The sequence below is a fragment of the Salmonella sp. 741265116_PST genome, from assembly GCF_046567715.1.
GTDB lineage: Bacteria > Pseudomonadota > Gammaproteobacteria > Enterobacterales > Enterobacteriaceae > Salmonella > Salmonella enterica.
The window spans coordinates 102,046-127,266 of record NZ_JBKFPH010000001.1 but is presented as its reverse complement, the minus strand read 5'-3'; the positions used below and the strand labels follow the sequence as shown (position 1 = coordinate 127,266).

Annotated in this window: 26 protein-coding genes; 10 read left to right on the top strand and 16 right to left on the bottom strand. The window is 52.0% G+C overall.

Features of this window, described 5'->3' with window-relative positions; translation table 11 throughout:
- The first annotated feature begins 116 nt into the window (after positions 1 to 116).
- The 8 genes from tdcA to ACLD11_RS00580 all read left to right on the top strand — a co-directional run bounded on the left by tdcA (position 117) and on the right by ACLD11_RS00580 (position 11,513).
- Entirely contained in the window at positions 117 to 1,055 is a 939-nt protein-coding gene (gene tdcA, locus ACLD11_RS00615; protein ID WP_001094907.1) for a transcriptional regulator TdcA, read from the top strand.
- A 97-nt stretch (positions 1,056 to 1,152) separates the two neighbouring features.
- Positions 1,153 to 2,142 carry a bifunctional threonine ammonia-lyase/L-serine ammonia-lyase TdcB gene (gene tdcB, locus ACLD11_RS00610; protein WP_000548368.1) on the top strand — a complete coding sequence of 330 codons (990 nt, stop codon included), beginning with the start codon at positions 1,153 to 1,155 and terminating at the stop codon, positions 2,140 to 2,142.
- A gap of 20 nt (positions 2,143 to 2,162) precedes the next feature.
- A complete protein-coding gene (tdcC, locus tag ACLD11_RS00605; RefSeq protein ID WP_000108129.1) occupies positions 2,163 to 3,494 on the top strand; it encodes a threonine/serine transporter TdcC in 1,332 nt (443 codons plus the stop codon).
- A gap of 66 nt (positions 3,495 to 3,560) precedes the next feature.
- Complete coding sequence (tdcD, locus tag ACLD11_RS00600; protein ID WP_411014400.1) at positions 3,561 to 4,769, top strand: propionate kinase; 1,209 nt, start codon at positions 3,561 to 3,563, stop codon at positions 4,767 to 4,769.
- A 33-nt stretch (positions 4,770 to 4,802) separates the two neighbouring features.
- Entirely contained in the window at positions 4,803 to 7,097 is a 2,295-nt protein-coding gene (gene pflB / locus ACLD11_RS00595) for a formate C-acetyltransferase (protein WP_183059385.1), read from the top strand.
- Between the two features lie 69 nt (positions 7,098 to 7,166).
- Positions 7,167 to 8,531 carry an L-serine ammonia-lyase gene (tdcG, locus tag ACLD11_RS00590; protein WP_411014399.1) on the top strand — a complete coding sequence of 455 codons (1,365 nt, stop codon included), beginning with the start codon at positions 7,167 to 7,169 and terminating at the stop codon, positions 8,529 to 8,531.
- Positions 8,532 to 8,845: 314 nt separating this feature from the next.
- Positions 8,846 to 10,177, top strand: coding sequence for an amino acid permease (locus ACLD11_RS00585; RefSeq protein ID WP_000443187.1), 1,332 nt, complete (start codon positions 8,846 to 8,848; stop codon positions 10,175 to 10,177).
- A 25-nt stretch (positions 10,178 to 10,202) separates the two neighbouring features.
- Positions 10,203 to 11,513 carry a serine dehydratase subunit alpha family protein gene (locus ACLD11_RS00580; protein ID WP_000463070.1) on the top strand — a complete coding sequence of 437 codons (1,311 nt, stop codon included), beginning with the start codon at positions 10,203 to 10,205 and terminating at the stop codon, positions 11,511 to 11,513.
- A gap of 112 nt (positions 11,514 to 11,625) precedes the next feature.
- Here the strand turns inward: ACLD11_RS00580 and ACLD11_RS00575 are convergent, their stop codons facing one another.
- Both ACLD11_RS00575 and ACLD11_RS00570 read right to left on the bottom strand, forming a co-directional pair.
- Complete coding sequence (locus ACLD11_RS00575) at positions 11,626 to 11,790, bottom strand: hypothetical protein (RefSeq protein WP_000039327.1); 165 nt, start codon at positions 11,788 to 11,790, stop codon at positions 11,626 to 11,628.
- Between the two features lie 23 nt (positions 11,791 to 11,813).
- Positions 11,814 to 12,515, bottom strand: coding sequence for a pirin family protein (locus ACLD11_RS00570; protein ID WP_080250839.1), 702 nt, complete (start codon positions 12,513 to 12,515; stop codon positions 11,814 to 11,816).
- 104 nt (positions 12,516 to 12,619) lie between these two features.
- Here ACLD11_RS00570 and yhaJ point away from each other — a divergent pair, with 104 nt between their 5' ends.
- Positions 12,620 to 13,516, top strand: coding sequence for a DNA-binding transcriptional regulator YhaJ (yhaJ, locus tag ACLD11_RS00565; protein ID WP_001041026.1), 897 nt, complete (start codon positions 12,620 to 12,622; stop codon positions 13,514 to 13,516).
- Positions 13,517 to 13,554: 38 nt separating this feature from the next.
- Here the strand turns inward: yhaJ and ACLD11_RS00560 are convergent, their stop codons facing one another.
- From ACLD11_RS00560 to ACLD11_RS00495, 14 genes are all read right to left on the bottom strand, one after another.
- On the bottom strand, positions 13,555 to 13,920 hold the full coding sequence (locus ACLD11_RS00560) for a DUF805 domain-containing protein (RefSeq protein ID WP_000384139.1): 366 nt from the start codon (positions 13,918 to 13,920) through the stop codon (positions 13,555 to 13,557).
- 123 nt (positions 13,921 to 14,043) lie between these two features.
- Positions 14,044 to 15,030, bottom strand: a complete 987-nt coding sequence (locus ACLD11_RS00555; protein WP_000531150.1) for a glutathione S-transferase family protein — start codon at positions 15,028 to 15,030, stop codon at positions 14,044 to 14,046.
- A 67-nt stretch (positions 15,031 to 15,097) separates the two neighbouring features.
- On the bottom strand, positions 15,098 to 15,490 hold the full coding sequence (locus ACLD11_RS00550; RefSeq protein WP_001592732.1) for a DoxX family protein: 393 nt from the start codon (positions 15,488 to 15,490) through the stop codon (positions 15,098 to 15,100).
- A gap of 247 nt (positions 15,491 to 15,737) precedes the next feature.
- Positions 15,738 to 16,037: a YqjK-like family protein gene (locus ACLD11_RS00545; protein ID WP_000095496.1), complete on the bottom strand. Its 300-nt coding sequence runs from the start codon at positions 16,035 to 16,037 to the stop codon at positions 15,738 to 15,740.
- Positions 16,034 to 16,432 (bottom strand): phage holin family protein, encoded by a 399-nt coding sequence (locus ACLD11_RS00540; RefSeq protein ID WP_000785626.1) that lies wholly within the window; start codon positions 16,430 to 16,432, stop codon positions 16,034 to 16,036. Before ACLD11_RS00540 ends, ACLD11_RS00545 begins: the two co-directional genes overlap by 4 nt.
- 2 nt (positions 16,433 to 16,434) lie before the next feature.
- Positions 16,435 to 16,740 carry a YqjD family protein gene (locus ACLD11_RS00535; protein ID WP_000031219.1) on the bottom strand — a complete coding sequence of 102 codons (306 nt, stop codon included), beginning with the start codon at positions 16,738 to 16,740 and terminating at the stop codon, positions 16,435 to 16,437.
- Positions 16,741 to 16,781: 41 nt separating this feature from the next.
- Positions 16,782 to 17,150: a DUF1090 domain-containing protein gene (locus tag ACLD11_RS00530; protein ID WP_080095220.1), complete on the bottom strand. Its 369-nt coding sequence runs from the start codon at positions 17,148 to 17,150 to the stop codon at positions 16,782 to 16,784.
- Positions 17,151 to 17,294: 144 nt separating this feature from the next.
- The gene (gene mzrA, locus ACLD11_RS00525; protein WP_000917516.1) at positions 17,295 to 17,678 is read right to left on the bottom strand and encodes an EnvZ/OmpR regulon moderator MzrA; all 384 of its coding nucleotides are present in this window, start codon (positions 17,676 to 17,678) and stop codon (positions 17,295 to 17,297) included.
- A gap of 3 nt (positions 17,679 to 17,681) precedes the next feature.
- Positions 17,682 to 18,344 (bottom strand): DedA family general envelope maintenance protein YqjA, encoded by a 663-nt coding sequence (gene yqjA / locus ACLD11_RS00520; RefSeq protein WP_411014398.1) that lies wholly within the window; start codon positions 18,342 to 18,344, stop codon positions 17,682 to 17,684.
- A 449-nt stretch (positions 18,345 to 18,793) separates the two neighbouring features.
- Positions 18,794 to 20,038 (bottom strand): serine/threonine transporter SstT, encoded by a 1,245-nt coding sequence (sstT, locus tag ACLD11_RS00515; protein WP_000235363.1) that lies wholly within the window; start codon positions 20,036 to 20,038, stop codon positions 18,794 to 18,796.
- Positions 20,039 to 20,292: 254 nt separating this feature from the next.
- On the bottom strand, positions 20,293 to 21,261 hold the full coding sequence (locus ACLD11_RS00510; RefSeq protein ID WP_076727230.1) for a TerC family protein: 969 nt from the start codon (positions 21,259 to 21,261) through the stop codon (positions 20,293 to 20,295).
- 270 nt (positions 21,262 to 21,531) lie between these two features.
- Positions 21,532 to 22,530: a Gfo/Idh/MocA family protein gene (locus ACLD11_RS00505; RefSeq protein WP_000617682.1), complete on the bottom strand. Its 999-nt coding sequence runs from the start codon at positions 22,528 to 22,530 to the stop codon at positions 21,532 to 21,534.
- 87 nt (positions 22,531 to 22,617) lie between these two features.
- Positions 22,618 to 23,310 carry a vancomycin high temperature exclusion protein gene (locus tag ACLD11_RS00500; RefSeq protein WP_411014397.1) on the bottom strand — a complete coding sequence of 231 codons (693 nt, stop codon included), beginning with the start codon at positions 23,308 to 23,310 and terminating at the stop codon, positions 22,618 to 22,620.
- A gap of 151 nt (positions 23,311 to 23,461) precedes the next feature.
- Positions 23,462 to 23,959 (bottom strand): M48 family metallopeptidase, encoded by a 498-nt coding sequence (locus ACLD11_RS00495; protein ID WP_000202969.1) that lies wholly within the window; start codon positions 23,957 to 23,959, stop codon positions 23,462 to 23,464.
- 85 nt (positions 23,960 to 24,044) lie between these two features.
- Here ACLD11_RS00495 and rlmG point away from each other — a divergent pair, with 85 nt between their 5' ends.
- Positions 24,045 to 25,181, top strand: a complete 1,137-nt coding sequence (gene rlmG / locus ACLD11_RS00490) for a 23S rRNA (guanine(1835)-N(2))-methyltransferase RlmG (RefSeq protein WP_000019989.1) — start codon at positions 24,045 to 24,047, stop codon at positions 25,179 to 25,181.
- The last annotated feature ends 40 nt before the right edge of the window (positions 25,182 to 25,221 follow it).

Below are 25,221 nucleotides of genomic sequence, written 5' to 3'. Positions count from 1 at the left end.
TAATAAAGACCATGTAAAAATTGCGGTAAGTTAATTTGTGAGTGGTCGCACATAACCTTTAAGATTTAATTTGCTACACTTCCTGCCGTTCACAATGTTATTTCAGAGCGGTAGATATGAATACTCTTGTTCTCCCTAAAACACAGCATTTGGTGGTCTTTCAGGAAGTCATTAGAAGTGGTTCTATCGGTTCTGCCGCAAAATCGTTAGGGTTAACCCAACCCGCCGTCAGTAAAATCATTAGCGATGTTGAGGCCTATTTTGGCGTTGAGCTAATTGTACGTAAAAATACCGGCGTTACGTTGACCGAAGCGGGACAGGTACTGCTTTCCTGGTCTGAATCTATCACCCGCGAAATGAAAAACATGATCAACGAGATGAACAGTATGACGTGCAATACCGTTGTCGACGTCTCGTTTGGTTTTCCTTCGCTGATTGGCTTTACCTTCATGTCCGATATGATTCATAAGTTCAAAGAGGTCTTTCCAAAAGCGCAGGTATCCATGTACGAAGCCCAGCTCTCTTCATTCCTGCCGGCCCTGCGCGACGGGCGGCTGGACTTTGCTATCGGTACGCTCAGTAATGAAATGCAGCTACAGGATCTGCATGTCGAGCCGCTGTTTGAATCAGAGTTTGTCCTGGTAGCCAGCAAGTCCCGAACATGCACCGGCACCATCACACTGGAATCGTTAAAAGACGAACAGTGGGTGTTGCCGCAAACGAATATGGGCTACTACAGCGAATTACTCACCACTCTACAACGAAATGGCATCAGCATCGAAAACATTGTTAAAACAGATTCCGTCGTCACAATATATAATCTTGTTCTCAATGCTGATTTCTTAACTGTTATTCCCTGCGATATGACCACGCCTTTTGGCTCTAATCAATTTATCACGATACCAATCAAAGACACATTACCCGTTGCACGTTATGCGGCGGTATGGTCTAAAAATTATCGTATCAAAAAAGCCGCTTCAGTATTAGTAGAATTGGCTAAACAATATTCATCATATAATGGATGCAGACGCAGGCAGTTAATAGAAATTGAATGATATGGAATAAACATATTTAGCGAAATTGACGTCACCTGTTTCTTTTGAACAGTGGGCAACGGTAACTTATTTTTAATACCCAGGTTAAGAGGTTATAATGCACATTACATACGATCTCCCGGTTGCAATTGAAGATATCCTCGAAGCGAAAAAAAGACTGGCGGGGAAGATATATAAAACGGGAATGCCTCGCTCTAACTATTTTAGTGAACGTTGCAAAGGCGAAATATTTCTCAAGTTTGAAAATATGCAGCGTACGGGTTCATTTAAAATTCGTGGCGCTTTTAACAAACTTAGCTCGTTAACGGAGGCGGAAAAACGTAAAGGCGTCGTGGCCTGTTCCGCAGGTAATCATGCACAGGGCGTTTCTCTTTCTTGCGCAATGCTGGGTATTGACGGCAAAGTCGTGATGCCGAAGGGCGCGCCAAAGTCAAAAGTGGCGGCCACCTGTGATTATTCGGCGGAAGTGGTGCTCCACGGTGACAACTTCAATGACACCATTGCTAAGGTGAGTGAAATTGTCGAAACCGAAGGCCGCATTTTTATTCCGCCTTACGACGATCCAAAAGTCATTGCCGGGCAGGGCACTATTGGTCTGGAAATTATGGAAGATCTGTACGATGTCGATAATGTCATCGTGCCTATTGGCGGCGGTGGTTTAATTGCAGGTATTGCCATTGCGATTAAATCGATTAACCCGACCATTAAAGTTATCGGCGTACAGGCCGAAAATGTTCACGGTATGGCGGCGTCTTATTACGCTGGCGAAATAACCACGCACCGAACGACCGGCACCCTGGCGGATGGTTGTGATGTCTCCCGCCCGGGTAATTTAACCTATGAAATTGTTCGTGAATTAGTCGATGACATTGTTCTGGTTAGCGAAGATGAAATTCGTAACAGCATGATCGCTTTAATTCAGCGCAATAAGGTTATTACTGAAGGCGCTGGCGCACTGGCCTGCGCCGCACTATTAAGCGGGAAATTAGATAGCCATATTCAGAACAGAAAAACGGTCAGTATTATTTCTGGCGGCAATATCGATCTTTCTCGTGTATCACAAATTACGGGTTTAGTTGACGCTTAATCTTTTCGTGAGGATAGGATATGAGTACTACTGATAGCATTGTATCCAGCCAGGCAAAACAGTCGTCATGGCGTAAATCGGACACGACGTGGACGCTGGGTTTATTTGGTACCGCCATTGGCGCCGGGGTGCTGTTTTTCCCTATCCGCGCCGGGTTTGGCGGGCTTATCCCCATTCTGCTGATGCTGGTTTTAGCTTACCCCATTGCGTTCTATTGTCACCGGGCGCTGGCGCGTCTGTGTTTATCCGGATCTAATCCGTCCGGCAATATTACGGAAACGGTCGAAGAGCACTTTGGTAAAACGGGCGGGGTAGTTATCACGTTCCTTTACTTCTTTGCGATTTGTCCGCTGCTGTGGATTTATGGCGTCACCATTACTAACACGTTCATGACGTTTTGGGAAAACCAGTTGCAGATGCCAGCGTTGAATCGCGGTTTCGTGGCGCTGTTCTTGCTGCTGCTGATGGCCTTTGTGATCTGGTTTGGTAAAGATCTGATGGTTAAGGTGATGAGTTACCTGGTATGGCCGTTTATCGCCAGTCTGGTGCTAATCTCATTATCGCTGATTCCTTACTGGAACTCGGCGGTTATCGATCAGGTTGATCTCAGTAATATCGCGCTGACCGGGCACGATGGCATACTGGTTACGGTGTGGCTGGGCATCTCTATCATGGTGTTCTCCTTTAACTTTTCACCCATCGTCTCTTCCTTCGTGGTTTCTAAGCGTGAAGAGTATGAGAAAGAGTTTGGCCGCGAATTTACCGAGCGTAAATGTTCACAGATCATCTCGCGCGCCAGTATGCTGATGGTCGCCGTGGTGATGTTCTTCGCCTTTAGCTGTCTGTTTACGCTCTCTCCACAGAACATGGCGGATGCGAAAGCGCAGAACATTCCGGTACTTTCCTACCTGGCCAACCATTTCGCCTCTTTGTCGGGGACAAAATCCACTTTTGCAACGGTGCTGGAGTATGGCGCGTCTATCATCGCGCTGGTTGCTATTTTCAAATCTTTCTTCGGTCACTACCTGGGGACGCTGGAAGGGCTGAACGGCCTGGTGCTGAAATTCGGTTATAAAGGCGATAAAACCAAAGTCTCTATGGGCAAGCTTAACACCATCAGCATGATCTTCATTATGGGGTCTACCTGGGTCGTAGCTTACGCAAACCCGAACATTCTGGACCTGATTGAAGCGATGGGCGCGCCGATTATCGCCTCGCTGTTATGCCTGCTGCCGATGTACGCCATTCGTAAAGCGCCGTCGCTGGCGAAGTACCGTGGTCGTCTGGATAACGTGTTCGTCACCCTGATTGGTCTGCTGACCATCCTGAATATTGTCTACAAATTGTTCTAATCCTCACGTTTAGCCTGCGTTCCGCCCCAGGGCGTGGACGCAGGCTGACATCGACGGAGGCACTACATGAATGAATTTCCGGTCGTTCTGGTCATTAATTGCGGATCATCTTCTATCAAATTCTCTGTACTGGATGTCGCTACCTGTGATGTTTTAATGGCGGGAATAGCAGATGGGATGAATACTGAAAACGCCTTTTTATCTATTAATGGCGATAAGCCGATAAACCTCGCGCACTCTAATTATGAGGACGCGTTAAAAGCCATTGCCTTTGAGCTGGAAAAACGTGATTTAACGGATAGCGTGGCATTAATTGGTCACCGTATTGCACACGGTGGAGAGCTATTTACGCAGTCCGTCATTATTACCGATGAGATTATCGATAATATTCGCCGGGTATCGCCTTTAGCGCCGCTGCATAATTACGCTAATTTAAGCGGCATTGACGCGGCGCGGCACCTTTTCCCGGCCGTACGTCAGGTGGCGGTATTTGATACCAGTTTCCACCAGACGCTGGCACCGGAAGCCTATTTGTACGGATTGCCGTGGGAGTATTTTTCCAGTCTGGGTGTGCGTCGCTACGGCTTTCACGGTACGTCGCATCGCTATGTTTCGCAGCGCGCGTATGAACTGCTTGACCTCGATGAAAAAAACTCGGGTCTGATTGTCGCGCATCTGGGCAATGGGGCGTCTATCTGCGCGGTACGCAATGGTCAGAGCGTGGATACCTCAATGGGGATGACGCCGCTTGAGGGGCTGATGATGGGCACTCGCAGCGGCGACGTTGATTTCGGCGCGATGGCGTGGATAGCCAAAGAAACCGGGCAGACGTTGAGCGATCTGGAGCGAGTGGTGAATAAAGAGTCCGGTTTGCTCGGCATCTCCGGTTTGTCATCCGACCTTAGAGTCCTGGAAAAAGCCTGGCACGAAGGACATGAGCGCGCCCGGTTAGCGATAAAAACATTTGTCCACCGTATCGCCCGTCATATTGCCGGACACGCGGCATCGTTACATCGGTTGGATGGCATTATTTTTACCGGCGGTATTGGTGAAAATTCAGTATTAATTCGCCAGTTGGTAATTGAACATTTGGGCGTGCTGGGGCTTACGTTAGACGTTGAAATGAATAAGCAGCCGAATTCTCACGGCGAGCGCATTATTTCCGCTAACCCTTCTCAGGTTATTTGCGCTGTTATTCCCACGAATGAAGAGAAAATGATTGCCCTTGATGCCATTCGTTTAGGCAACGTGAAAGCACCAGTGGAATTTGCATAACTTAACGGCTGTTCTGTAGAGAGATTATTTTTCATGAAGGTAAATATCGATACCAGCGATATGCTGTATGCCGAAGCATGGCGTGATTTTAAAGGTACGGACTGGAAAGAAGAAATTAATGTCCGTGATTTTATTCAGCATAACTATACGCCCTATGAGGGGGATGAATCTTTTCTCGCCGACGCGACGCCAGCGACCACGGCGTTGTGGGAAAAGGTGATGGCGGGAATACGTATCGAGAACGCGACCCATGCGCCGGTGGATTTCGATACCAACATCGCGACGACGATTACCGCGCACGATGCGGGATATATTGAAAAAGAGCTGGAAAAAATCGTCGGTTTACAAACAGATAAGCCGCTTAAACGCGCTTTGCATCCGTTTGGCGGTGTTAACATGATCAAAAGTTCATTCCACGCCTATGGCCGCGAAATGGACGCCGATTTTGAATATACCTTTACCGACCTGCGGAAAACCCATAATCAGGGCGTATTCGATGTTTACTCGCCGGATATGCTGCGCTGCCGTAAATCCGGCGTATTAACCGGTTTGCCGGATGGTTATGGTCGCGGGCGCATTATTGGCGATTATCGTCGCGTCGCGCTGTATGGCATCCGTTATCTGGTACGCGAACGCGAGCTGCAATTCGCCGACCTGCAGTCGAATCTGGAGCGGGGACAGAATCTTGAGGCGACGGTTCGCCTGCGTGAGGAGTTGGCGGAGCACCGTCGCGCGCTGCTGCAAATGCAGGAGATGGCGGCGAAATACGGCTACGATATCTCCCGCCCGGCGCGAAACGCGCAGGAAGCGGTACAGTGGCTCTACTTCGCTTATCTGGCGGCGGTAAAATCACAAAATGGCGGTGCAATGTCGCTGGGAAGAACCGCCTCGTTCCTTGATATCTATATTGAGCGCGATTTCAACGCGGGCCTTCTGACAGAGCAGCAGGCGCAGGAGCTGATCGACCATTTCATCATGAAGATCCGCATGGTGCGCTTCCTGCGCACGCCGGAATTTGATTCGCTCTTTTCCGGCGATCCGATCTGGGCCACCGAAGTTATTGGCGGGATGGGGCTTGATGGCCGCACGCTGGTGACGAAGAACTCCTTCCGTTATCTGCATACCCTGCACACGATGGGGCCAGCGCCGGAGCCGAACCTGACCATACTGTGGTCAGAAGCGTTGCCGGTGGCATTCAAAAAATATGCTGCGCAGGTCTCCATCGTGACCTCATCTTTGCAGTATGAAAACGACGATTTAATGCGTACCGACTTTAACAGCGACGATTACGCCATCGCTTGTTGTGTCAGCCCGATGGTCATCGGTAAGCAGATGCAGTTCTTCGGCGCGCGCGCCAACCTTGCCAAAACGTTGCTGTACGCTATCAATGGCGGCGTTGACGAGAAACTGAAAATCCAGGTTGGGCCGAAAACCGCGCCGTTAACGGATGAGGTGCTGGATTACGACGCGGTAATGGAGAGCCTCGACCATTTTATGGACTGGCTGGCGGTGCAGTACATCAGCGCGCTGAACATCATTCACTACATGCACGATAAGTACAGCTATGAAGCTTCGCTGATGGCGCTGCACGACCGTGATGTGTATCGGACGATGGCGTGCGGCATCGCCGGACTGTCGGTGGCGGCGGATTCCCTGTCCGCCATCAGGTACGCTCAGGTGAAGCCGATCCGCGACGAAAACGGCCTTGCCATCGACTTTGCTATTGAAGGCGAGTATCCGCAGTACGGCAACAACGATGAGCGCGTGGACAGCATCGCCTGCGACCTGGTGAAACGCTTTATGCAAAAAATTAGCGTGTTGCCGACGTATCGCAATGCGGTGCCGACGCAGTCCATTTTGACCATCACCTCGAACGTCGTGTACGGGCAGAAGACCGGCAATACGCCGGATGGACGCCGCGCCGGAACGCCGTTCGCGCCGGGGGCGAACCCGATGCACGGTCGTGACCGCAAAGGGGCGGTAGCCTCGCTGACGTCGGTGGCGAAACTGCCGTTTACCTACGCCAAAGACGGTATTTCGTACACCTTCTCGATTGTGCCTGCGGCGCTCGGGAAAGAAGATGCGGTGCGGAAAACCAATCTGGTTGGCCTGCTGGACGGCTATTTCCATCATGAAGCACAGGTAGAAGGCGGGCAGCATCTGAACGTCAATGTAATGAACCGTGAAATGTTGCTGGATGCGATTGAACATCCGGAAAACTACCCGAACCTGACGATCCGCGTTTCCGGCTATGCCGTGCGCTTCAATGCGCTGACTCGTGAGCAGCAACAGGACGTTATTTCGCGCACCTTTACTCAGGCGATGTAATGTGAACGGGGCGATCGTGTGGATCGCCCCGCGACGGATCTTCACTGAACGGTAATCTTAGGGGGAGATATGATTAGCGCATTTGATATTTTTAAGATTGGCATTGGACCTTCAAGCTCCCATACCGTAGGGCCAATGAATGCAGGAAAATGTTTTATCGATCGGCTGATCGACAGCGGCGACCTGCCGCGAACGACGCGCATCACGGTTGATCTTTACGGATCGCTATCGCTGACGGGCAAAGGCCACGCGACCGATACCGCCATCATTATGGGTCTTGCGGGCAATACGCCGCAGGATGTCAATATTGATAGCATTCCGGTGTTTATCCAGGAGGTTGCCCGCAGCAGCCGTTTATCGGTGGCGGGTGGCGCGCATGTGGTGGATTTTCCCGTCGCCGACAGTATTCTCTTTCACGCTGAAACCCTGGCGCGCCATGAAAACGGTATGCGAATTACCGCCTGGCACGGGCAAACGCCGCTTTTACACAAAACGTATTACTCTATTGGCGGCGGCTTTATTGTCGAAGAGGAGCGTTTTGGTCAGTCGCACGACGTAGAAAAATCGGTGCCGTATGATTTTCATTCCGCCAGCGAACTGCTGACGCTGTGTGAAAGACAGGGGCTCTCGGTTTCCGGCCTGATGATGCAAAATGAACTGGCGTTGCGGAGCAAAGAGCAGATTGACGCTGGCTTTGCCCGCATCTGGCAGGTGATGGCGACCGGAATTGAACGTGGCATGAATACTGAGGGCGTGCTGCCGGGGCCGCTGAACGTTCCACGCCGCGCGGTAGCGTTACGGCGTCTGCTGGTCTCCAGCGATAATCTCTCCCGCGATCCGATGAACGTCATCGACTGGATTAACATGTTCGCCCTGGCCGTGAGCGAAGAGAACGCGGCGGGCGGGCGAGTGGTCACCGCGCCGACCAACGGCGCGTGCGGCATTATTCCTGCGGTGCTGGCCTATTACGACAAATTCCGTCGTCCGGTCAATGCCAACTCTATCGCCCGTTATCTGTTGTCGGCGGGGGCGATTGGCATGCTGTACAAGATGAACGCCTCGATATCCGGCGCGGAAGTGGGGTGTCAGGGCGAGGTTGGCGTCGCGTGTTCGATGGCGGCGGCGGGGCTGACAGAACTGCTGGGCGGCAGCCCGGCGCAGGTCTGTATTGCGGCGGAAATTGCGATGGAGCATAACCTTGGCCTCACCTGTGACCCGGTGGCGGGTCAGGTACAAATCCCTTGTATTGAACGTAATGCGATTAACGCCGTTAAAGCGGTAAATGCGGCGCGAATGGCGCTACGCCGTACCTCTGAGCCGCGGGTTTCGCTCGATAAAGTGATCGAAACCATGTACGAAACGGGTAAAGACATGAACGACAAATATCGCGAGACGTCGCGCGGCGGTCTGGCGATTAAAGTCGTTTGTGGATAGGCCCGACAGGCGCAGTGTGAGCAGGTTATGGGATAACGCAGAAGACAGAAGCTGAGAAAAGGGCGCACCAAAGTGCGCTCTTTTTTGTTGTGATACGCGTCAAATAGAGAAAATAACAATATTAGATTAACAGTAAATAGAAAATAATTCTTAAACCACAAGAAATGAAGGCGTTTTATTGGTAAGTTTTTCTCTTATCGTGCGCGTATGATTTTCTTATTACAAGAAAGTACCTGCACCTCACGTTCTGCATATCGCCTTGCTGCGGCACGAAAAATAAAAAAACCTCTACCTACACATTGAGCGAGAATTTTATGGAATCGGCTAGTAATACCAGCGTAATCCTCGACGCATCAGCCCCGGCGCGTCGGGCAGGGATGACAGAAAGCGAATGGCGTGAAGCCATCAAATTTGATAGTACCGACACCGGCTGGGTCATTATGAGTATCGGGATGGCGATCGGCGCAGGGATCGTTTTTCTTCCTGTCCAGGTTGGCCTGATGGGACTTTGGGTCTTTTTACTCTCTTCTATTATTGGTTATCCGGCCATGTACCTGTTCCAGCGGCTGTTTATTAATACGCTGGCGGAATCCCCGGAATGTAAAGACTACCCCAGCGTGATCAGCGGCTATCTGGGCAAAAACTGGGGTATTTTATTAGGTGCGCTGTACTTTGTGATGCTCGTCATCTGGATGTTCGTCTATTCTACGGCGATTACTAACGACAGCGCCTCTTATCTGCATACTTTCGGCGTAACGGAAGGATTACTTTCCGATAGTCCGTTTTATGGTCTGGTGCTGATCTGCATCCTGGTAGCGATTTCCTCACGCGGTGAAAAATTACTGTTCAAAATCTCCACCGGCATGGTGCTGACCAAGCTACTGGTAGTGGCGGCGCTGGGCGTCTCTATGGTGGGTATGTGGCATCTGTATAACATTGGCGCGCTGCCGCCGATGGCCCTGCTGATTAAAAACGCCATTATTACCCTGCCATTTACGCTGACCTCGATTTTATTTATCCAGACGTTAAGCCCAATGGTGATCTCTTACCGTTCACGCGAAAAATCTATTGAGGTCGCACGCCATAAAGCGCTGCGTGCCATGAATATCGCGTTTGGCATCCTGTTCGTTACCGTATTTTTCTATGCGGTTTCCTTCACCCTGGCGATGGGGCATGACGAAGCGGTGAAAGCCTATGAGCAGAATATTTCCGCCCTGGCGATCGCCGCGCAATTTATTAGCGGCGATGGCGCTGGCTGGGTCAAAGTGGTTAGCGTAATTCTGAACATCTTTGCCGTCATGACCGCCTTCTTTGGCGTTTATTTAGGATTCCGCGAAGCGACGCAAGGCATTGTGATGAATATCCTGCGCCGCAAAATGCCCGCCGAGAAGATTAAGGAAAATCTGGTACAGCGCGGCATTATGATTTTCGCTATTTTGCTGGCCTGGAGCGCCATTGTGCTCAATGCGCCGGTACTGAGCTTCACCTCTATTTGTAGCCCTATCTTCGGTATGGTGGGCTGTTTAATTCCGGCATGGTTGGTCTACAAGGTTCCCGCATTGCACAAATATAAAGGCGCTTCGTTGTACCTGATTATTATTACCGGTCTGCTGCTATGCGTTTCTCCGTTCCTGGCATTCTCTTGATATACCTGAGATTAAGGTTGTTGTTATGTTTGAATCTAAAATAAATCCATTGTGGCAAAGTTTTATCCTGGCCGTACAGGAAGAAGTAAAACCGGCGCTGGGGTGTACTGAGCCAATTTCACTGGCGCTGGCAGCAGCAGCGGCGGCGGCTGAACTTGACGGCACAGTTGAACGCATTGACGCGTGGGTTTCGCCTAATCTGATGAAAAATGGTATGGGCGTTACCGTTCCAGGAACGGGAATGGTAGGGCTACCGATCGCCGCGGCGCTTGGCGCGTTGGGCGGTGATGCGAAAGCCGGGTTGGAGGTGTTAAAAGACGCTTCCGCTAAAGCCGTTGCCGATGCAAAAGCGATGCTGGCCGCCGGACATGTTGCAGTGATGTTGCAGGAGCCATGTAACGATATCCTGTTTTCACGGGCGAAAGTGTATAGCGGCGATAGCTGGGCATGTGTCACGATCGTCGGCGATCATACAAATATTGTGCGGATAGAAACCGACAAGGGCGTGGTATTTACCCAGGCCGATAATGCGCAGGAAGAAGAAAAAACCTCGCCACTGGGAGTGCTGTCTCATACCTCGCTGGAAGAGATCCTGGCGTTTGTGAATGCGGTGCCCTTTGACGCTATTCGCTTTATTCTCGATGCGGCCAGGCTAAACGGCGCGTTGTCGCAGGAGGGACTGCGTGGTTCCTGGGGGCTGCATATCGGTTCGACGCTGGCCAAACAGTGCGATCGCGGTCTGCTGGCGAAAGATCTCTCCACGGCGATTTTGATCCGTACCAGCGCGGCGTCAGACGCCAGAATGGGCGGCGCCACGTTGCCCGCGATGAGCAACTCCGGCTCCGGCAACCAGGGGATTACCGCCACGGTGCCAGTCATGGTGGTTGCTGAACATGTCGGCGCCGATGACGAACGCCTGGCGCGCGCGCTAATGTTATCGCATTTGAGCGCTATCTATATTCACCATCAGCTTCCGCGTTTGTCGGCGCTGTGCGCGGCAACTACGGCGGCGATGGGCGCGGCAGCGGGTATGGCGTGGCTGATAGATGGTCGTTACGACACTATCGCAATGGCTATCAGCAGTATGATTGGCGATGTCAGCGGGATGATTTGCGATGGCGCGTCGAATAGCTGCGCGATGAAAGTCTCTACCAGCGCGTCGGCGGCGTGGAAAGCCGTACTGATGGCGTTGGATGATACGGCGGTGACCGGAAACGAAGGGATTGTGGCGCACAATGTCGAACAATCTATTGCGAATTTGTGTTCGCTGGCGTGTCGCTCAATGCAGCAGACAGACAAGCAGATCATCGAGATTATGGCCAGTAAAGCGCATTAATAATAACGCCCCGGCATGACGTCGGGGCAGCGTGTTGCCCGATGGCGCTGCGCTTATCGGGTCTACCTGTTATCAGCCGGAGCGGGCGCTTGCGCCGCCATCCGGCATGATTTCAGGCTGCGGCCTCTTCTTCTGCCAGCCGGGCTTCGGCGTCCGCCACGATGGCCTCCAGTTCGGTTAGCATCTCTTCATAGCCCAGCGGCACAGTGGCGCTCATCGTCTCCTGTACGGCAGGTTTTACCACGGGCTGACGTTTCTTCGCCGATTTTTTGCTCATCTTGTGACTCCTTTTCTGGCTGACTACACCGGTAAATCTACCAGTAATGCGCGCAGCGGCGTATCGGCAACCAGCGTAATGTTAGGTTCATCACGAATAAATGCGCCATCTCCGCAGGTTAACGCCTCGCGTTCTTCGTTGTGCGTCAGCGCGTGGAACGTACCGTGAATCGACTGCAAATAGGCGCGCGGCCCGTGAAGCTGGAAATTAAGCGATTCGCCTTTCTCCAGCGTAATATGATGTACCCATACCTGTTGGCGCAGTTGTAAGCTGTTTTGCTCACCGTCGGGCGAGGCAAGAAGCTGTTGTTGCGCCGCCAGGAGTGGGATTTTTTGTACCAGCGTGTTTTCCCGTTCAGGACAGGCGTCAAGCCACAGTTGCATTCGGGTTAACGGCTTAACTTTGCTGAGATTATGTTCGCTGTAGCTAATGCCCGGCTGCGCGGCGAGCAGTAACGCTTCGCCCGCTTTAGCCTGTACATGGTTGCCGTCGCTGTCGCGGTATTCCGCTTCGCCGTCCAGAATCAGGTTTAAAATATCCACCTTTGGGTAAGTTCGAGGCTGAAAAGAGGCGCCCGGCGCCAGCACTTCCTGGTTCAGTACGCGCAACGACGCGTAGCCCAGCAGTGTAGGGTCGAAATAGTGTCCAAAGGAGAAGGTATAGCGGGCCTGTAGCCATCCATAGTCTGCCTGTCCACATTGTTTGGCGGTTCGGGTCGTAATCATCGTTATTAACCTCTCTTTACTTCCTTTTATGTTAAGGGGCTGGACGCTGCATTGTTAGCCAGATATTCTGCCCGGTATGTTCAAATTTCCTGAATGAGAACGTTATGGCTAAAGAGAGAGCGCTGACGCTTGAAGCATTGCGTGTGATGGACGCCATTGACCGCCGGGGCAGTTTTGCCGCAGCGGCTGATGAGTTGGGGCGGGTGCCCTCCGCGCTGAGTTACACCATGCAGAAGCTGGAAGAAGAGTTGGACGTTGTACTGTTCGATCGCTCCGGGCATCGTACAAAATTCACCAACGTCGGGCGTATGCTGCTGGAACGCGGGCGGGTATTGCTGGAAGCGGCAGACAAGTTAACGACGGATGCTGAAGCGTTGGCCCGCGGTTGGGAAACGCATCTGACGCTGGTCACTGAAGCTCTGGTACCGACGCCTGCTTTTTTTCCGCTGATCGACCGGCTGGCCGCTAAAGCCAATACGCAGCTTTCATTGATTACCGAAGTACTGGCTGGTGCATGGGAGCGGCTTGAGCAGGGACGGGCGGATATCGTCATCGCTCCGGATATGCATTTTCGATCGTCGTCGGAAATTAACTCCCGTAAGTTGTATACGTTAATGAATGTGTATGTCGCCGCGCCTGACCACCCTATTCATCAGGAGCCGGAGCCGCTTTCGGAAGTGACGCGGGTTAAATACCGCGGCGTAGCGGTAGCGGATACCGCGCGCGAGCGGCCGGTATTAACGGTGCAACTGCTGGATAAGCAGCCACGTCTGACGGTAAGCACGATTGAAGATAAACGTCAGGCGCTGCTGGCCGGGCTTGGCGTCGCGACCATGCCATATTCGATGGTGGAACAGGATATTGCCGAAGGGCGGCTACGCGTGGTCAGCCCGGAATCGACCAGCGAAATCGATATTATTATGGCCTGGCGGCGCGACAGTATGGGGGAGGCAAAAGCCTGGTGCCTGCGGGAAATACCTAAGCTATTCGCCGGAAAATAAATAGCGCGCGGCGCTTTAAAAGCAGCGCCGCGCCGCCATCAGGAAAAACGTTTCGGATCGGGGCCGAAGCGGTTGTCGCCCGGCGTACCATTCTGGCAGTTGAACGCGATGATGATAAGCCAGCCGATAATGGGGATAAGTAGCAACAGTAGCCACCATGCGGAGCGGTCAGTGTCATGCAGACGACGGAACTGCACGGCCCACCACGGTAAAAAGATCAGAACGCCGTAAATGGTGGTCAGAACGCCTTCACCCCCGGCGCGTTGCCAGCCAAGCATGGCGTCCAGCAGGCCCAACACAAAGGTAAAGATGATATTGACCAGAATAAACATCCAGTACTCTTTGCGTCGCGCGCGGCCGCCAAATCCCAGATAATTTTTTAAAACCTTTAAATACCAATCCATTTTCGCCTCAATAATGGTTCAATCACTTGTTTTTAAAGTAATCAAACTAAGAATAGCCGCGAATGAAATGCTGGTAAATATTTGTGGTATTAATTAATAAGGCATCCCGGAGGACGCCTGAAATTAGCCAAAGCGCACGTCGCGCCCGTGAGGTTCGAGCAGATCCTGCCACGGTCCGATAGAAATGATACCTGTGGGGTTAATCGTTTTATGGCTACGGAAATAGTGGTGACGAATATGGTCAAGATTAACGGTTTCAGCAATGCCCGGTATTTGATAGATATCGCGCAGGAAACCGTACAGATTCAGGTAGTCGCTGATTCGGTATTTGTCGCATTTGAAATGAGTCACGTAAACCGGATCAAAGCGTACCAGGGTCGTCCATAAGCGGATATCCGCCTCGGTCAACTGGTCGCCCGTCAGATAGCGGTGCTGTCCGAGAATCTGCTCCAGGCGCGCCAGCGCAGTAAACACCTTTTCTACCGCTTCATCATACGCTTGCTGGCTGGTGGCGAAGCCTGCTTTATAAACGCCGTTATTAACGTTGTCATAAATCCAGCCGTTTAACTCGTCAATTTTGCTTTGCAGCGCGGGGGGATAGTAATCACCGGCTTTAGCGCCCAGCCCATCGAAGGCGGAGTTAAACATACGAATAATTTCGGCGGACTCGTTGCTGACGATAGTATGATTTTTTTTATCCCATAAGACCGGTACGGTGACGCGGCCGCTGTAGTGTGGATCGGCGTGCAGATACAACTGGTAGAGAAATTCATGCTGATAGAGAGTATCGCCGGTGGCCGCCGGAAAATTATCATCAAACGTCCAGCCGTTTTCCAGCATCAATGGATTCACGACGGAAACCGGAATAAATGGCTCCAGACCTTTCAGTTTACGGAAAATGAGCGTGCGATGCGCCCAGGGGCAGGCAAGGGAAACGTACAGATGGTAACGATCTTTTTCTGCGGCGAATCCGCCTTCGCCGGAAGGTCCGGGCGCGCCGTCAGCGGTAAGCCAGTTGCGGAAAGCCGACGCTGAACGCTGAAATTTCCCCCCGGAAGATTTGGTGTCATACCAGGTATCGTGCCAGACGCCATCGATCAGTTGTCCCATGTCTCTCTCCTTCAGATGACAAAAGCGAGGCGCTATTCCCTCGCTTTTTTAATTGAGTATAGATTGCTTACCACTTTTTATTCAGCAGACGGTCAAGGCTGAACGCGCCAGGCCCGGTTAACGCCAGTAATAAGAATCCGCCGGCAATGGTCAGGTTTTTCATGAACATCAGCGAGTTTACACCTTCTGCAAAATTGCTATGGAAGATCAATGCCGTCAGCAACGTAAAACCAGCGGTGAAAAGCGCAGTGGTGCGGGTGAGGAACCCCAGCAGAATCGCCAGACCGCCGCCGAACTCAAGCAGTATGGTGAGCGGCAGCAGGAATCCTGGTACGCCCATCGCTTCCATATACTGTTGTGTGCCCGCATAGCCGCTAATTTTTCCCCATCCTGCGGTAATAAACAGAACTGGCATTAAAATACGCGCTATCAGTACACCAACATCTTCTAATTTTTTCATTTTATTCTCCAGGAGGCCGATTCGGCGGCTGCTGCTATTTTCATGAGCAATGACGCGGTTTGGCGCGTCATTTTTATCGCTGGAGAGAATCATAAACGTGGCGAACAGGAATTGTTAGCAAGGAAAATTGCCAAATTTTTTCAAAAAATTTGAGTGATTGATAAAGAGACGATATGCATAAAAGTATCGCGCCACCAGGTGTAATCGGGCGATAACCTGATGGCGCGATGCTATAAAAGAAAAGATATTAACCGCGGAGCTGTTGTTGACGGAGGGTAGTTTTTACCAGGCGCCAGGCGCTCCAGATACCCAGGCCGCGTTTCGCCCAGCGTACCAACATATTAGGATGACGGATGGTCCAGATGGCCATTACGCTGCTACCGACCAGCGCCCAGGAGCGCAGGCTTAACACCGTATTCCAGCCGCGATCGTACGCGCCGGTGGTCTCCAGCCAGTCGCGACGGCTGGCGGACAGATCCAGCCGTTGCTGCTGGATCTGACTGAGAAGCAGCGCTTTACGTTTCTCGCGTTCGCCTTTGCTGCTCACGACTGATCGTCCTCCAGAATTTGCCGATCGTTAGCCAGTTCGTGCCGCGTATGGCGCAATAGCGTGGACTGACGCGCTTTGCGCAAAGTCCAGATGCCGCCGATTAGCGCAAGCACTAACAGCACAACAGTGGTAGCGATCATCGCGTTCAAACGGTACTGAGGATCGATAGCCCAGATGACCAGAACCATCAGGCTCATTAAGCCAAACGCCGCGAAGAGCATGGTAAGACCTACCATCAGCAAAAGCTGAAAGAGGTTCGCTTTCTCTTCTTCCAGTTCTACTACCGCCAGTCGCAGCCGGGTTTCCACCATCTCAACGATAATGGTGACAATCCGCTGCCCGATACCCAGTACGCTTTTGCCTGGTCCTTGTGCCTGTCGAGAGTCCGCCATAATTAACGACGCGTCAGCAGTACGCCCAACACCAGACCGACAGCGGCGCCAATACCTACGCCTGTCCAGGGATTTTCGCGCACATAATCATCGGCGCGGGCGGCGGCGACGCGAGTCTGTTTGGCAATCACATCACCCGTTTCGCCCAGGCGGTAACGGCTCTCTTTCAGCGCGCGCTCGGCTTTGCTACGAATCTTACTCAACTCTTCTTTCGACTTTTCGCCCGAAGAGCTCAGCACTTCTTCAAGCGTATCGGTCAGGGATTTCAACTCAGCGCGCAGATGTTCCGTAGTGTTATCTTTCGACATAGTTTTCTCCAGGTGAGTGAGTATTTACGTTCGGCGTTAATTTAGTAGTCACTGGCCTCAAGTTTTTTTAGCTCATCCTGAGCCTCGGCCAGCTTACGTTCACGTTTGTCTATTTTATCCGCATCGCCTTTTGCTTTTGCCTCGGCTAAATCACGTTGGCGTTCGGCTACCTCTTCTTTTTGCTCAGCGATCTTTTTCTGATGCTCGGCGCGTAGCTTGCTGTCAGTACAATTGGCGCGCACTTCGCTGAGCGCCTTGTTCAGACCCTCAATACGGCGCTGATTGTTGTGCTTTTCAGCGTAGCTAATTTCCTTTTGTATATCCTGCTCTTTTTCCTGACAAAGCGAATTAGCGTAGCTACCGGCGCTAAGCGTAAAAAGTGTGATAGCCAAAGCGATGCGGTATTTCATTCCTGAACTTTCCCTTATGTTCGGACCCGTTGTCCGGGGCGGTGATCCCGATAATAACGCGGTGGGTTAAACACCGCTTTATTAATCATAGTCATTAAACAATGAAATCACCAAAGTGAGTGATATGATTCGGATTCCTGGAGATTAGCCAAAGCGGTGTGAGCTTTCCCGTAAGCGGGACAGCCACTGTACCGTTTCGTTGTCATCGTCCTGCTGAGCGACGACATAACCGTGTGGTAACGTTTGATCAAGCACTGTTTTTGCTGCGGCGCTTTGCGCAGGGGAATCGAAGGTAATGAGCAACATGTCATTTTTAGGCGTAATGCTTTTAAAATGAATGCCGTTCGCATCCAGATGATGCAGAACTGAGAAGCCGTCTGGCATACTGGCACCCTGGTTCACCGCGCGAATGGCCAGCGTCGACTCTTGCTGACGCAGCGTTGACCACGTCATCATGAGTATGGTCAGCATCAGTAGAAAAGCGCTGATCCAAATGAGTTGTCGGGCAGTTATGCGTGGTTTAAGCATAAGTTATCCCCGGCTCCCATACTTCTTTTTCCACAGCATGACCAGTGAACCCGCCAGGCCAAAAAAGAGCAGCACCACGGGCAGCAGCATCAGGCATGACATTAACTGATCTTCATACTTCATAAAGACGGGCGTTTTGCCCAGCAGATAGCCCAGCGACGTCAGGATAAGCACCCACAACAAGCCGCTCATCCAGTTGAAAAACTGAAAGCGCGCGTTATTCAGGCCGGATATGCCGGCAATGGTGGGCAGCAGCGTTCTGACAAACGCGATAAAACGGCCTATCAATAATGCCGACAGGCCGTGTTTATGGAAAAGGTGATGGGCGCGTTGATGATAATGTGCGGGGAGATGAGAGAGCCAGTTTTGCACGGTGCGGGTATTCCCCAGCCAGCGGCCCTGAATATAGCTCACCCAGCAACCCAGGCTGGCCGCGGCGGTAAGCAGCAAAATGGTTTGTGGAAAACCCATCGCGCCTTTGGCGATCAGCACGCCGACCAGGATCAACAGGCTGTCGCCAGGCAAAAAGGCGGCAGGGAGCAGCCCATTTTCCAGAAACAAAATCATAAATAACACAAAATACAACATGCCAATCATGGAAGGATTGGCCAGTGTTTCAAAGTCCTGAGCCCACAGGGCATTCAGCAATTGAGTCAGTAGTTCCATTCAGTATTCCTGGAGAATCGGTTAACGTCACGCCGGTGATCTGAGGTTTGCACTGCCGCAACAGAGTTGGAGTTTTTATCAGCGTTGCGGAAACGGCAAATTCGCGGCCTGAACTATTCCTTGTTAAGTTGTGAAGTAAGCAAGCACTAACACACAAAAATTCAAAATGCATCTAATTGTAACAAAGGTCAACGAAGTCCGTTATAGAAATTACGCGTCGTTGAACTTTGATTTTGCTTATCGCAAGGGAGGGTGGCGAGAGGATTTACACAGGCTGACACTTTATACTTTACGCTGACCGAGCGCCGCGGCAGACGCCATCTACATATAACGTTACGCGAGGATGTCGCGCGTGAACATCAATTCGCTTTAGGTCAAAGCCTATGGATTGGGAGATTCAGATCTATCGTCACGCCGGATGGCACGCGCCATCCGGCATCGATAATCACTTAGCTACGCAAGGCGTTATTCGCCAGACGTTCGTCCTCTGCCTGGCAGGCTGCCGCAGTGAACAGAACATCGGTAGACGAGTTCAGCGCCGTTTCACACGAATCCTGCAATACGCCGATAATAAAGCCGACCGCTACTACCTGCATCGCGATATCGTTCGGGATGCCAAACATGTTGCACGCCAGCGGGATCAGCAGCAATGAACCGCCTGCCACGCCGGAGGCGCCGCAAGCACACAGCGAGGCCACCACGCTCAGCAGCAACGCTGTAGGCAGATCCACCGGGACGCCTAACGTATGGACTGCCGCCAACGTCAGAACCGTAATGGTAATTGCCGCGCCGGCCATATTGATAGTGGCACCCAGCGGAATGGAAACGGAGTAAGTATCCCTGTCCAGATTCAGCTTTTCGCACAGCGCCATATTTACTGGAATATTGGCGGCAGAGCTGCGGGTAAAGAAGGCATAAACGCCGCTTTCACGCAGGCAGGCGAACACCAGCGGATAAGGGTTGCGACGAATTTTCCAGAATACCAACAGCGGGTTGACCACCAGCGCGACCAGCAGCATACAGCCAATCAAGACGACCAGCAGGTGCGCATAGCCCCACAGGGTGGAGAAGCCGGTGGTTGCAAGCGTTGATGAAACCAGACCAAAAATACCGACTGGCGCGAAACGGATCACCAGTTTCACCATAAAGGTCACGGCGTTAGACATATCGTTCACGAGGTTTTTGGTGGTTTCATTGCCATGACGCAGGGCAAATCCCAGACCGACGGCCCACACCAGAATCCCGATATAGTTAGCGTTCAGCAGCGCGTCGATGGGGTTCGACACCATACTCATCAGCAGACCGCGCAAGACTTCTACAATGCCGGACGGTGGCACGATATCCTGGGCGCTACTGGACAGATGCAGCGTTGAAGGGAAGGCGAAGCTGAACACAACGGCCGCCAGCGCGGCTGAAAAGGTGCCTAGCAGGTAAAGAAAGAGAATAGGGCGAATATTGGTTTTTTGACCGTGCTGGTGGTTGGCGATCGAGGCCATTACCAGCATCAGCACCAGAACGGGGGCGACCGCTTTTAAGGCGCCGACAAACAGGGTGCCAAGCAAGCCAACCGCTTCTGCCGCAGGCTTAGAAATCCATGCCAGTAAAATCCCCAGTACCAGACCCACTAAAATTTGTTTAACCAGACTGCCTTGCGCTAAACGCTGCAGTAGCCCTGATGCTCGTTGCGTAGCCATTTCATGTTCCTTGTATTGTGTTGCTGGTCATCCCCTGTACGCTCTTACGGCGCATCTTTCAGGATGTAACAAAGTATTTGCCTGGTTGAGTATAAGGAAAGTTGAAGGTTCGGGAAGCGAAATATCCTGGATTTTTTGCTGTGATCATGTTTTATAACTTTATATTAACAGTATTGTGACATGTTAAACAAAAACGCCCGACAGGTGTGCGCTGCCGGGCGTTTTTGACGGGGCAGGTTTACCCCGATAAAAGATTATTGCGCTCGCAGTTTCTTATCGCGCTGATGGTTAACCCAGGCGTTAATCACCAGCGTAATGGTCAGAATGCCAAACACTACGCCCAGCGAAATCGCGATAGGAATATGGTAGAAGTCGACGATCAGCATCTTAATGCCGATAAAGACCAGAATGACCGCCAGACCATATTTCAGCATCGAGAAGCGTTCCGCCACGCCGGACAGCAGGAAGTACATCGCGCGCAGCCCTAAGATGGCAAACAGGTTAGAGGTCAGTACGATGAACGGGTCGGTGGTGACCGCAAAGATCGCCGGAATACTGTCAACGGCGAAGATTACATCGCTGAGCTCAACCATAATCAGTACCAGCAGCAGCGGCGTGGCATACAATAGGCCGTTTTTACGTACGAAAAAGTGCTCGTTCTCGATCGTATCGGTCATGCGCAGATGCCCGCGTAGCCAACGCACCATCGGTTTTTCGCCAATGCCGGATTCGTCTTCCTTCGCCAGCGCCATTTTTACGCCGGTAAACAGCAGGAAGGCGCCGAACACATACAGCAGCCATTCGAACTGAGTGATAAGCCAGGTACCGGCGAAAATCATGATAGTACGCAACACGATCGCGCCAAGAACCCCATACACCAGCACCCGGCGTTGCAGAGCCGGAGGGATGGAGAAATAGCTAAACAGCATCAGCCAGACAAAGACGTTATCTACGGCCAGCGACTTTTCAATCAGATAGCCGGTAAGGAACGCCAATGCCTGCGGGTCAGCAACTTCGCGCCCTTGCGTTTCAGCCAGATACCACCAGAAAGCGGCGTTAAACAGTAGCGAGAGCGTTACCCACAGGATTGACCATCCTGCCGCTTGTTTCATCGACATAGCATGTGCGCCACGGCGTCCCTGCAACAACAGGTCGATGGATAGCATTATCACCACAACAACCGCGAATCCACCCCATAATAATGGCGTACCAACAGTATTCATTATTTCTCCCTATGCAAAAAAAAAACGGCTAACGCCGAATGGCATTAGCCGCTGCTTTTATGCATAGACCTTGCCATTCGGCAAGGTCTCACTTACAACAATAAAGGAATACGCTGACGCATTCCTTTATGGCTGCCCGGTGACCGGATGTGGTTTTGCACACATCGTAATGACGATCGACCGGCAATGAAGTTACTCCCCTTTGCGCGTAACAAAGTATGACAGGCCACGCGTAGAGTCAATGACCTGTAACATATGATTTACACAATTTTACGCAGTAAGGGGATGGGTCAGATCGTCCGCCGGGAAGATGACCCCGGTTTGACGGCGTATTTCTGTCAGCCATTTTGCCGTGGCGCGACTTAGCGACAACCCCGGATGTTCCACGGCGTGGTTTTCAATAAGCTGGGCAAACGCCCCGGCTTCATACAGCATGGTATTAATATGCTGAGGCTGGGTCAGATCCTGCATCAGCGCGCCGCGCGGCGCAAAACACACTTTCTGGCATTCCGACAGCTTTTCAATGACCAGCGATCCTCTCTCGCCCTGAATTTCACTGGCCAGTACCGAGTCGCTGACTTTGGAATGCTGTAGTGTGACGCTAAAATCGCCGTAATCCATAACCACGACGCCGTGCGCATCTACTCCGCTTTCCAATAAATTCGCCGACGCCTGAACGCTGCGCGGCTCGCCCCATAGCGCGATCGCCGACGCCAGACAGTAATACCCGATATCCATAATCGAACCATTGGAGAAGGCCGGATTAAACGTATTCGGGTTTTCACCGTTCAGATAGCGCTGATAACGAGAAGAGTATTGGCAGTAATTTAGGAATGCTTTATGCATTCTGCCGATTTTCGGCAACGATTCCCGCAGCAGCAGGAAATTGGGCAGGCAGGCGGTTTTAAAGGCTTCAAACAGTACCCGCTGATTATCGCGCGCGCAGGCGATAGCGGCATCAACCTCCGCCAGGTTAGAAGCCAGCGGCTTTTCGCACATGACATGTTTTTTATGCTGCAAAAAGCGCTGCGTCTGGGAGAAATGCAGGGAATTCGGGCTGGCGATATAAACCGCCTCAATCGCGTCGCTTTGCGCCATCGCTTCCAGCGAGGTAAACAGATGCTCGACGGGATAATCATTTGCGAAAGACTGCGCCTGTTCAAGACTACGGGAGTAAACGGCGGCGAGCCTGAATTTGCCGGTTTCATGGGCGGCGTCGACAAACTGGCGCGTGATCCAGTTAGTCCCAATTACAGCGAAACGTATCATAAACGTCAGCGGACTCCAGAAAGGGATTTTCGTCAATGTAGCACGCCTTTCCGCCCTTGCCAGTGCGCTGCGACGCACTCTGGCATTTTACTGGCGAGAAGGGCACCCGTGTGCGCTATCAGCCCCAATAGTGACGCCAGCGCCCAGATATTTAGGCTGACGGTGCAAAATTTTGGCATCCAGCACCGCGCTAACCCGCGCCAGCTTTTCCCGAAGTCGTGTGTAGGTTCCGTGCCTTTTATTCAGATCCGGCGCGTTAACGCCGATAGCGTCAATGCCATATTGTTGCGCTAGCCAGATCGCCCGTTGATTATGAAATGCTTGCGAGATAATCGTAATGCGGCTTTCGCCAAACACTTTCCGGGCGCGAACTACGGAGTCCAGCGTGGAGAATCCGGCATAATCACAAAAAATGGCCGCTTCCGGCACACCTTTCGCTATCAGCGCCTGCTGCATCGCCGAAGGTTCATCGTACTCTTTTTTGCCATTATCGCCGCTGACTAACAGCCACTTCACTTTACCGGCGTGATACAACGCGGCGGCAGTATTAATTCGCCGGGTAAAATACCGATTGCCGGGTTTAGCGCCTAACACCAGCCCGACGTTGCGGGCGGGAACGGTCTGAATGTCATTCCATGTCAGATGCTGTGAGGCGTTGACGATAAGCCAGTTGGAATAGAAAAGCGCGACGCCTGCTGCGACAAGCAGAAAACACGCCACTGTTAACGCCCGGCGTGTAAAACAGAGGCGGCGGATAAAAGGGGCACATTGTGAGAGCATGGTTGTTGCGCGGTTCCGTTGGCGGTGGATAAAAAATACCCTCTACAGATCGTCATCCTTGACGTGGCGGCAGGCAATGAGCGAAATGTGAACGTGCCGATTTTATGCCCACGCCGTTAAAAAGATACGGGGGAAGGGGCATTTTCAGAATTTATTGTGCCGACAGCGCCTGATGCGTCAGCCACAGGCGCGTATCAAACTCCAGTTGATGGTACTGTGGCTCCATATGGCAGCAGAGCTGATAAAACGCTTTGTTATGATCTTTCTCTTTCAGGTGCGCCAGTTCGTGAACCACAATCATTCGTAAGAATGGCTCCGGGGCGTTGCGAAACACGGTGGCGACGCGGATCTCCGCCTTTGCCTTGAGCTTGCCGCCCTGAACGCGCGAGACAGCGGTATGCAGTCCCAGCGCATTTTTCAGCACATGGATCTTGCTGTCATACATCACTTTATTGATGGGCGGCGCATTGCGCAGAAACTGACTTTTCAGTTCCTGAGTATAGTGATATAGCGCTTTGTCAGTGGCGTAATCATGCGCGCCGGGATAACGTTTTTCCAGCACCGCTCCCAGGCGCTGCTCGGCGATTAAGGTGCGCACCTGGGCAAGGAGATGTTCCGGATACCCCTGAAGGTAAGTTAGTGAGGTCATCAAAGCTCCATGTTGCTGATAAAAAGTGTATACTCACGCACCCTTTTCAGGGATAACGCCGCAATTTTACCATTCAGGAGGCCTAATGAGCCACGTAGACGACGGTTTCCGTTCACTGACGCTGAAACGTTTTCCGCAAACGGATGATGTTAACCCGCTTCTGGCGTGGGAGGCGGCCGATGAGTATCTGCTGCAACAGTTGGATGAGACGGAAATTCGCGGCCCGGTGCTGATCCTGAATGATACGTTTGGCGCGCTAAGCTGTGCGCTGGCGGAGCATTCGCCATACAGTATTGGCGATTCGTATTTAAGCGAACTGGGTACGCGAGAGAATTTACGCCATAACGGCATCGCGGAGTCCAGCGTAACGTTTCTCGACAGTACCGCTGACTACCCGCAGGCGCCGGGCGTGGTATTGATTAAGGTACCGAAAACACTGGCGTTGCTGGAACAGCAGTTACGCGCTTTGCGTAAGGTCGTTACGGCGCAAACGCGTATTATCGCCGGCGCGAAAGCGCGTGATATTCATACCTCTACGCTGGAACTGTTTGAAAAAGTGCTGGGCCCAACCACGACGACGCTGGCGTGGAAGAAAGCGCGCCTGATTAACTGTACCTTCAGTCATCCGCAACTGGCCGACGCGCCGCAAACGCTAAGCTGGAAACTGGAAGATACAGGCTGGACGATTCACAACCACGCGAATGTGTTTTCTCGTACCGGATTGGATATTGGCGCGCGCTTCTTTATGCAGCATTTGCCGGAAAACCTCGACGGGGAGATTGTCGATCTCGGCTGCGGCAATGGGGTGATTGGCCTGAGCTTACTGGCGAAAAATCCGCAGGCGAACGTGGTATTTGTCGATGAATCGCCGATGGCGGTAGATTCCAGCCGTTTGAATGTAGAAACGAACCTGCCGGAAGCGTTCGAACGCTGCGAATTTATGATCAACAACGCGCTCTCCGGCGTGGAGCCGTTCCGTTTTAACGCTGTATTCTGCAACCCGCCGTTCCACCAGAAACATGCGCTGACGGATAATATCGCCTGGGAGATGTTCCATCACGCCCGCCGCTGCCTGAAAATCAACGGCGAACTGTATATTGTGGCGAACCGCCATCTGGACTATTTCCACAAGCTGAAGAAGATTTTCGGTAATTGCGCGACGATAGCAACCAACAATAAGTTTGTTATTTTGAAAGCGGTGAAGCAGGGACGCCGTCGATAAGGCGCTCAAGCGTCATACCGGCCTATAAAACCGGTATGAC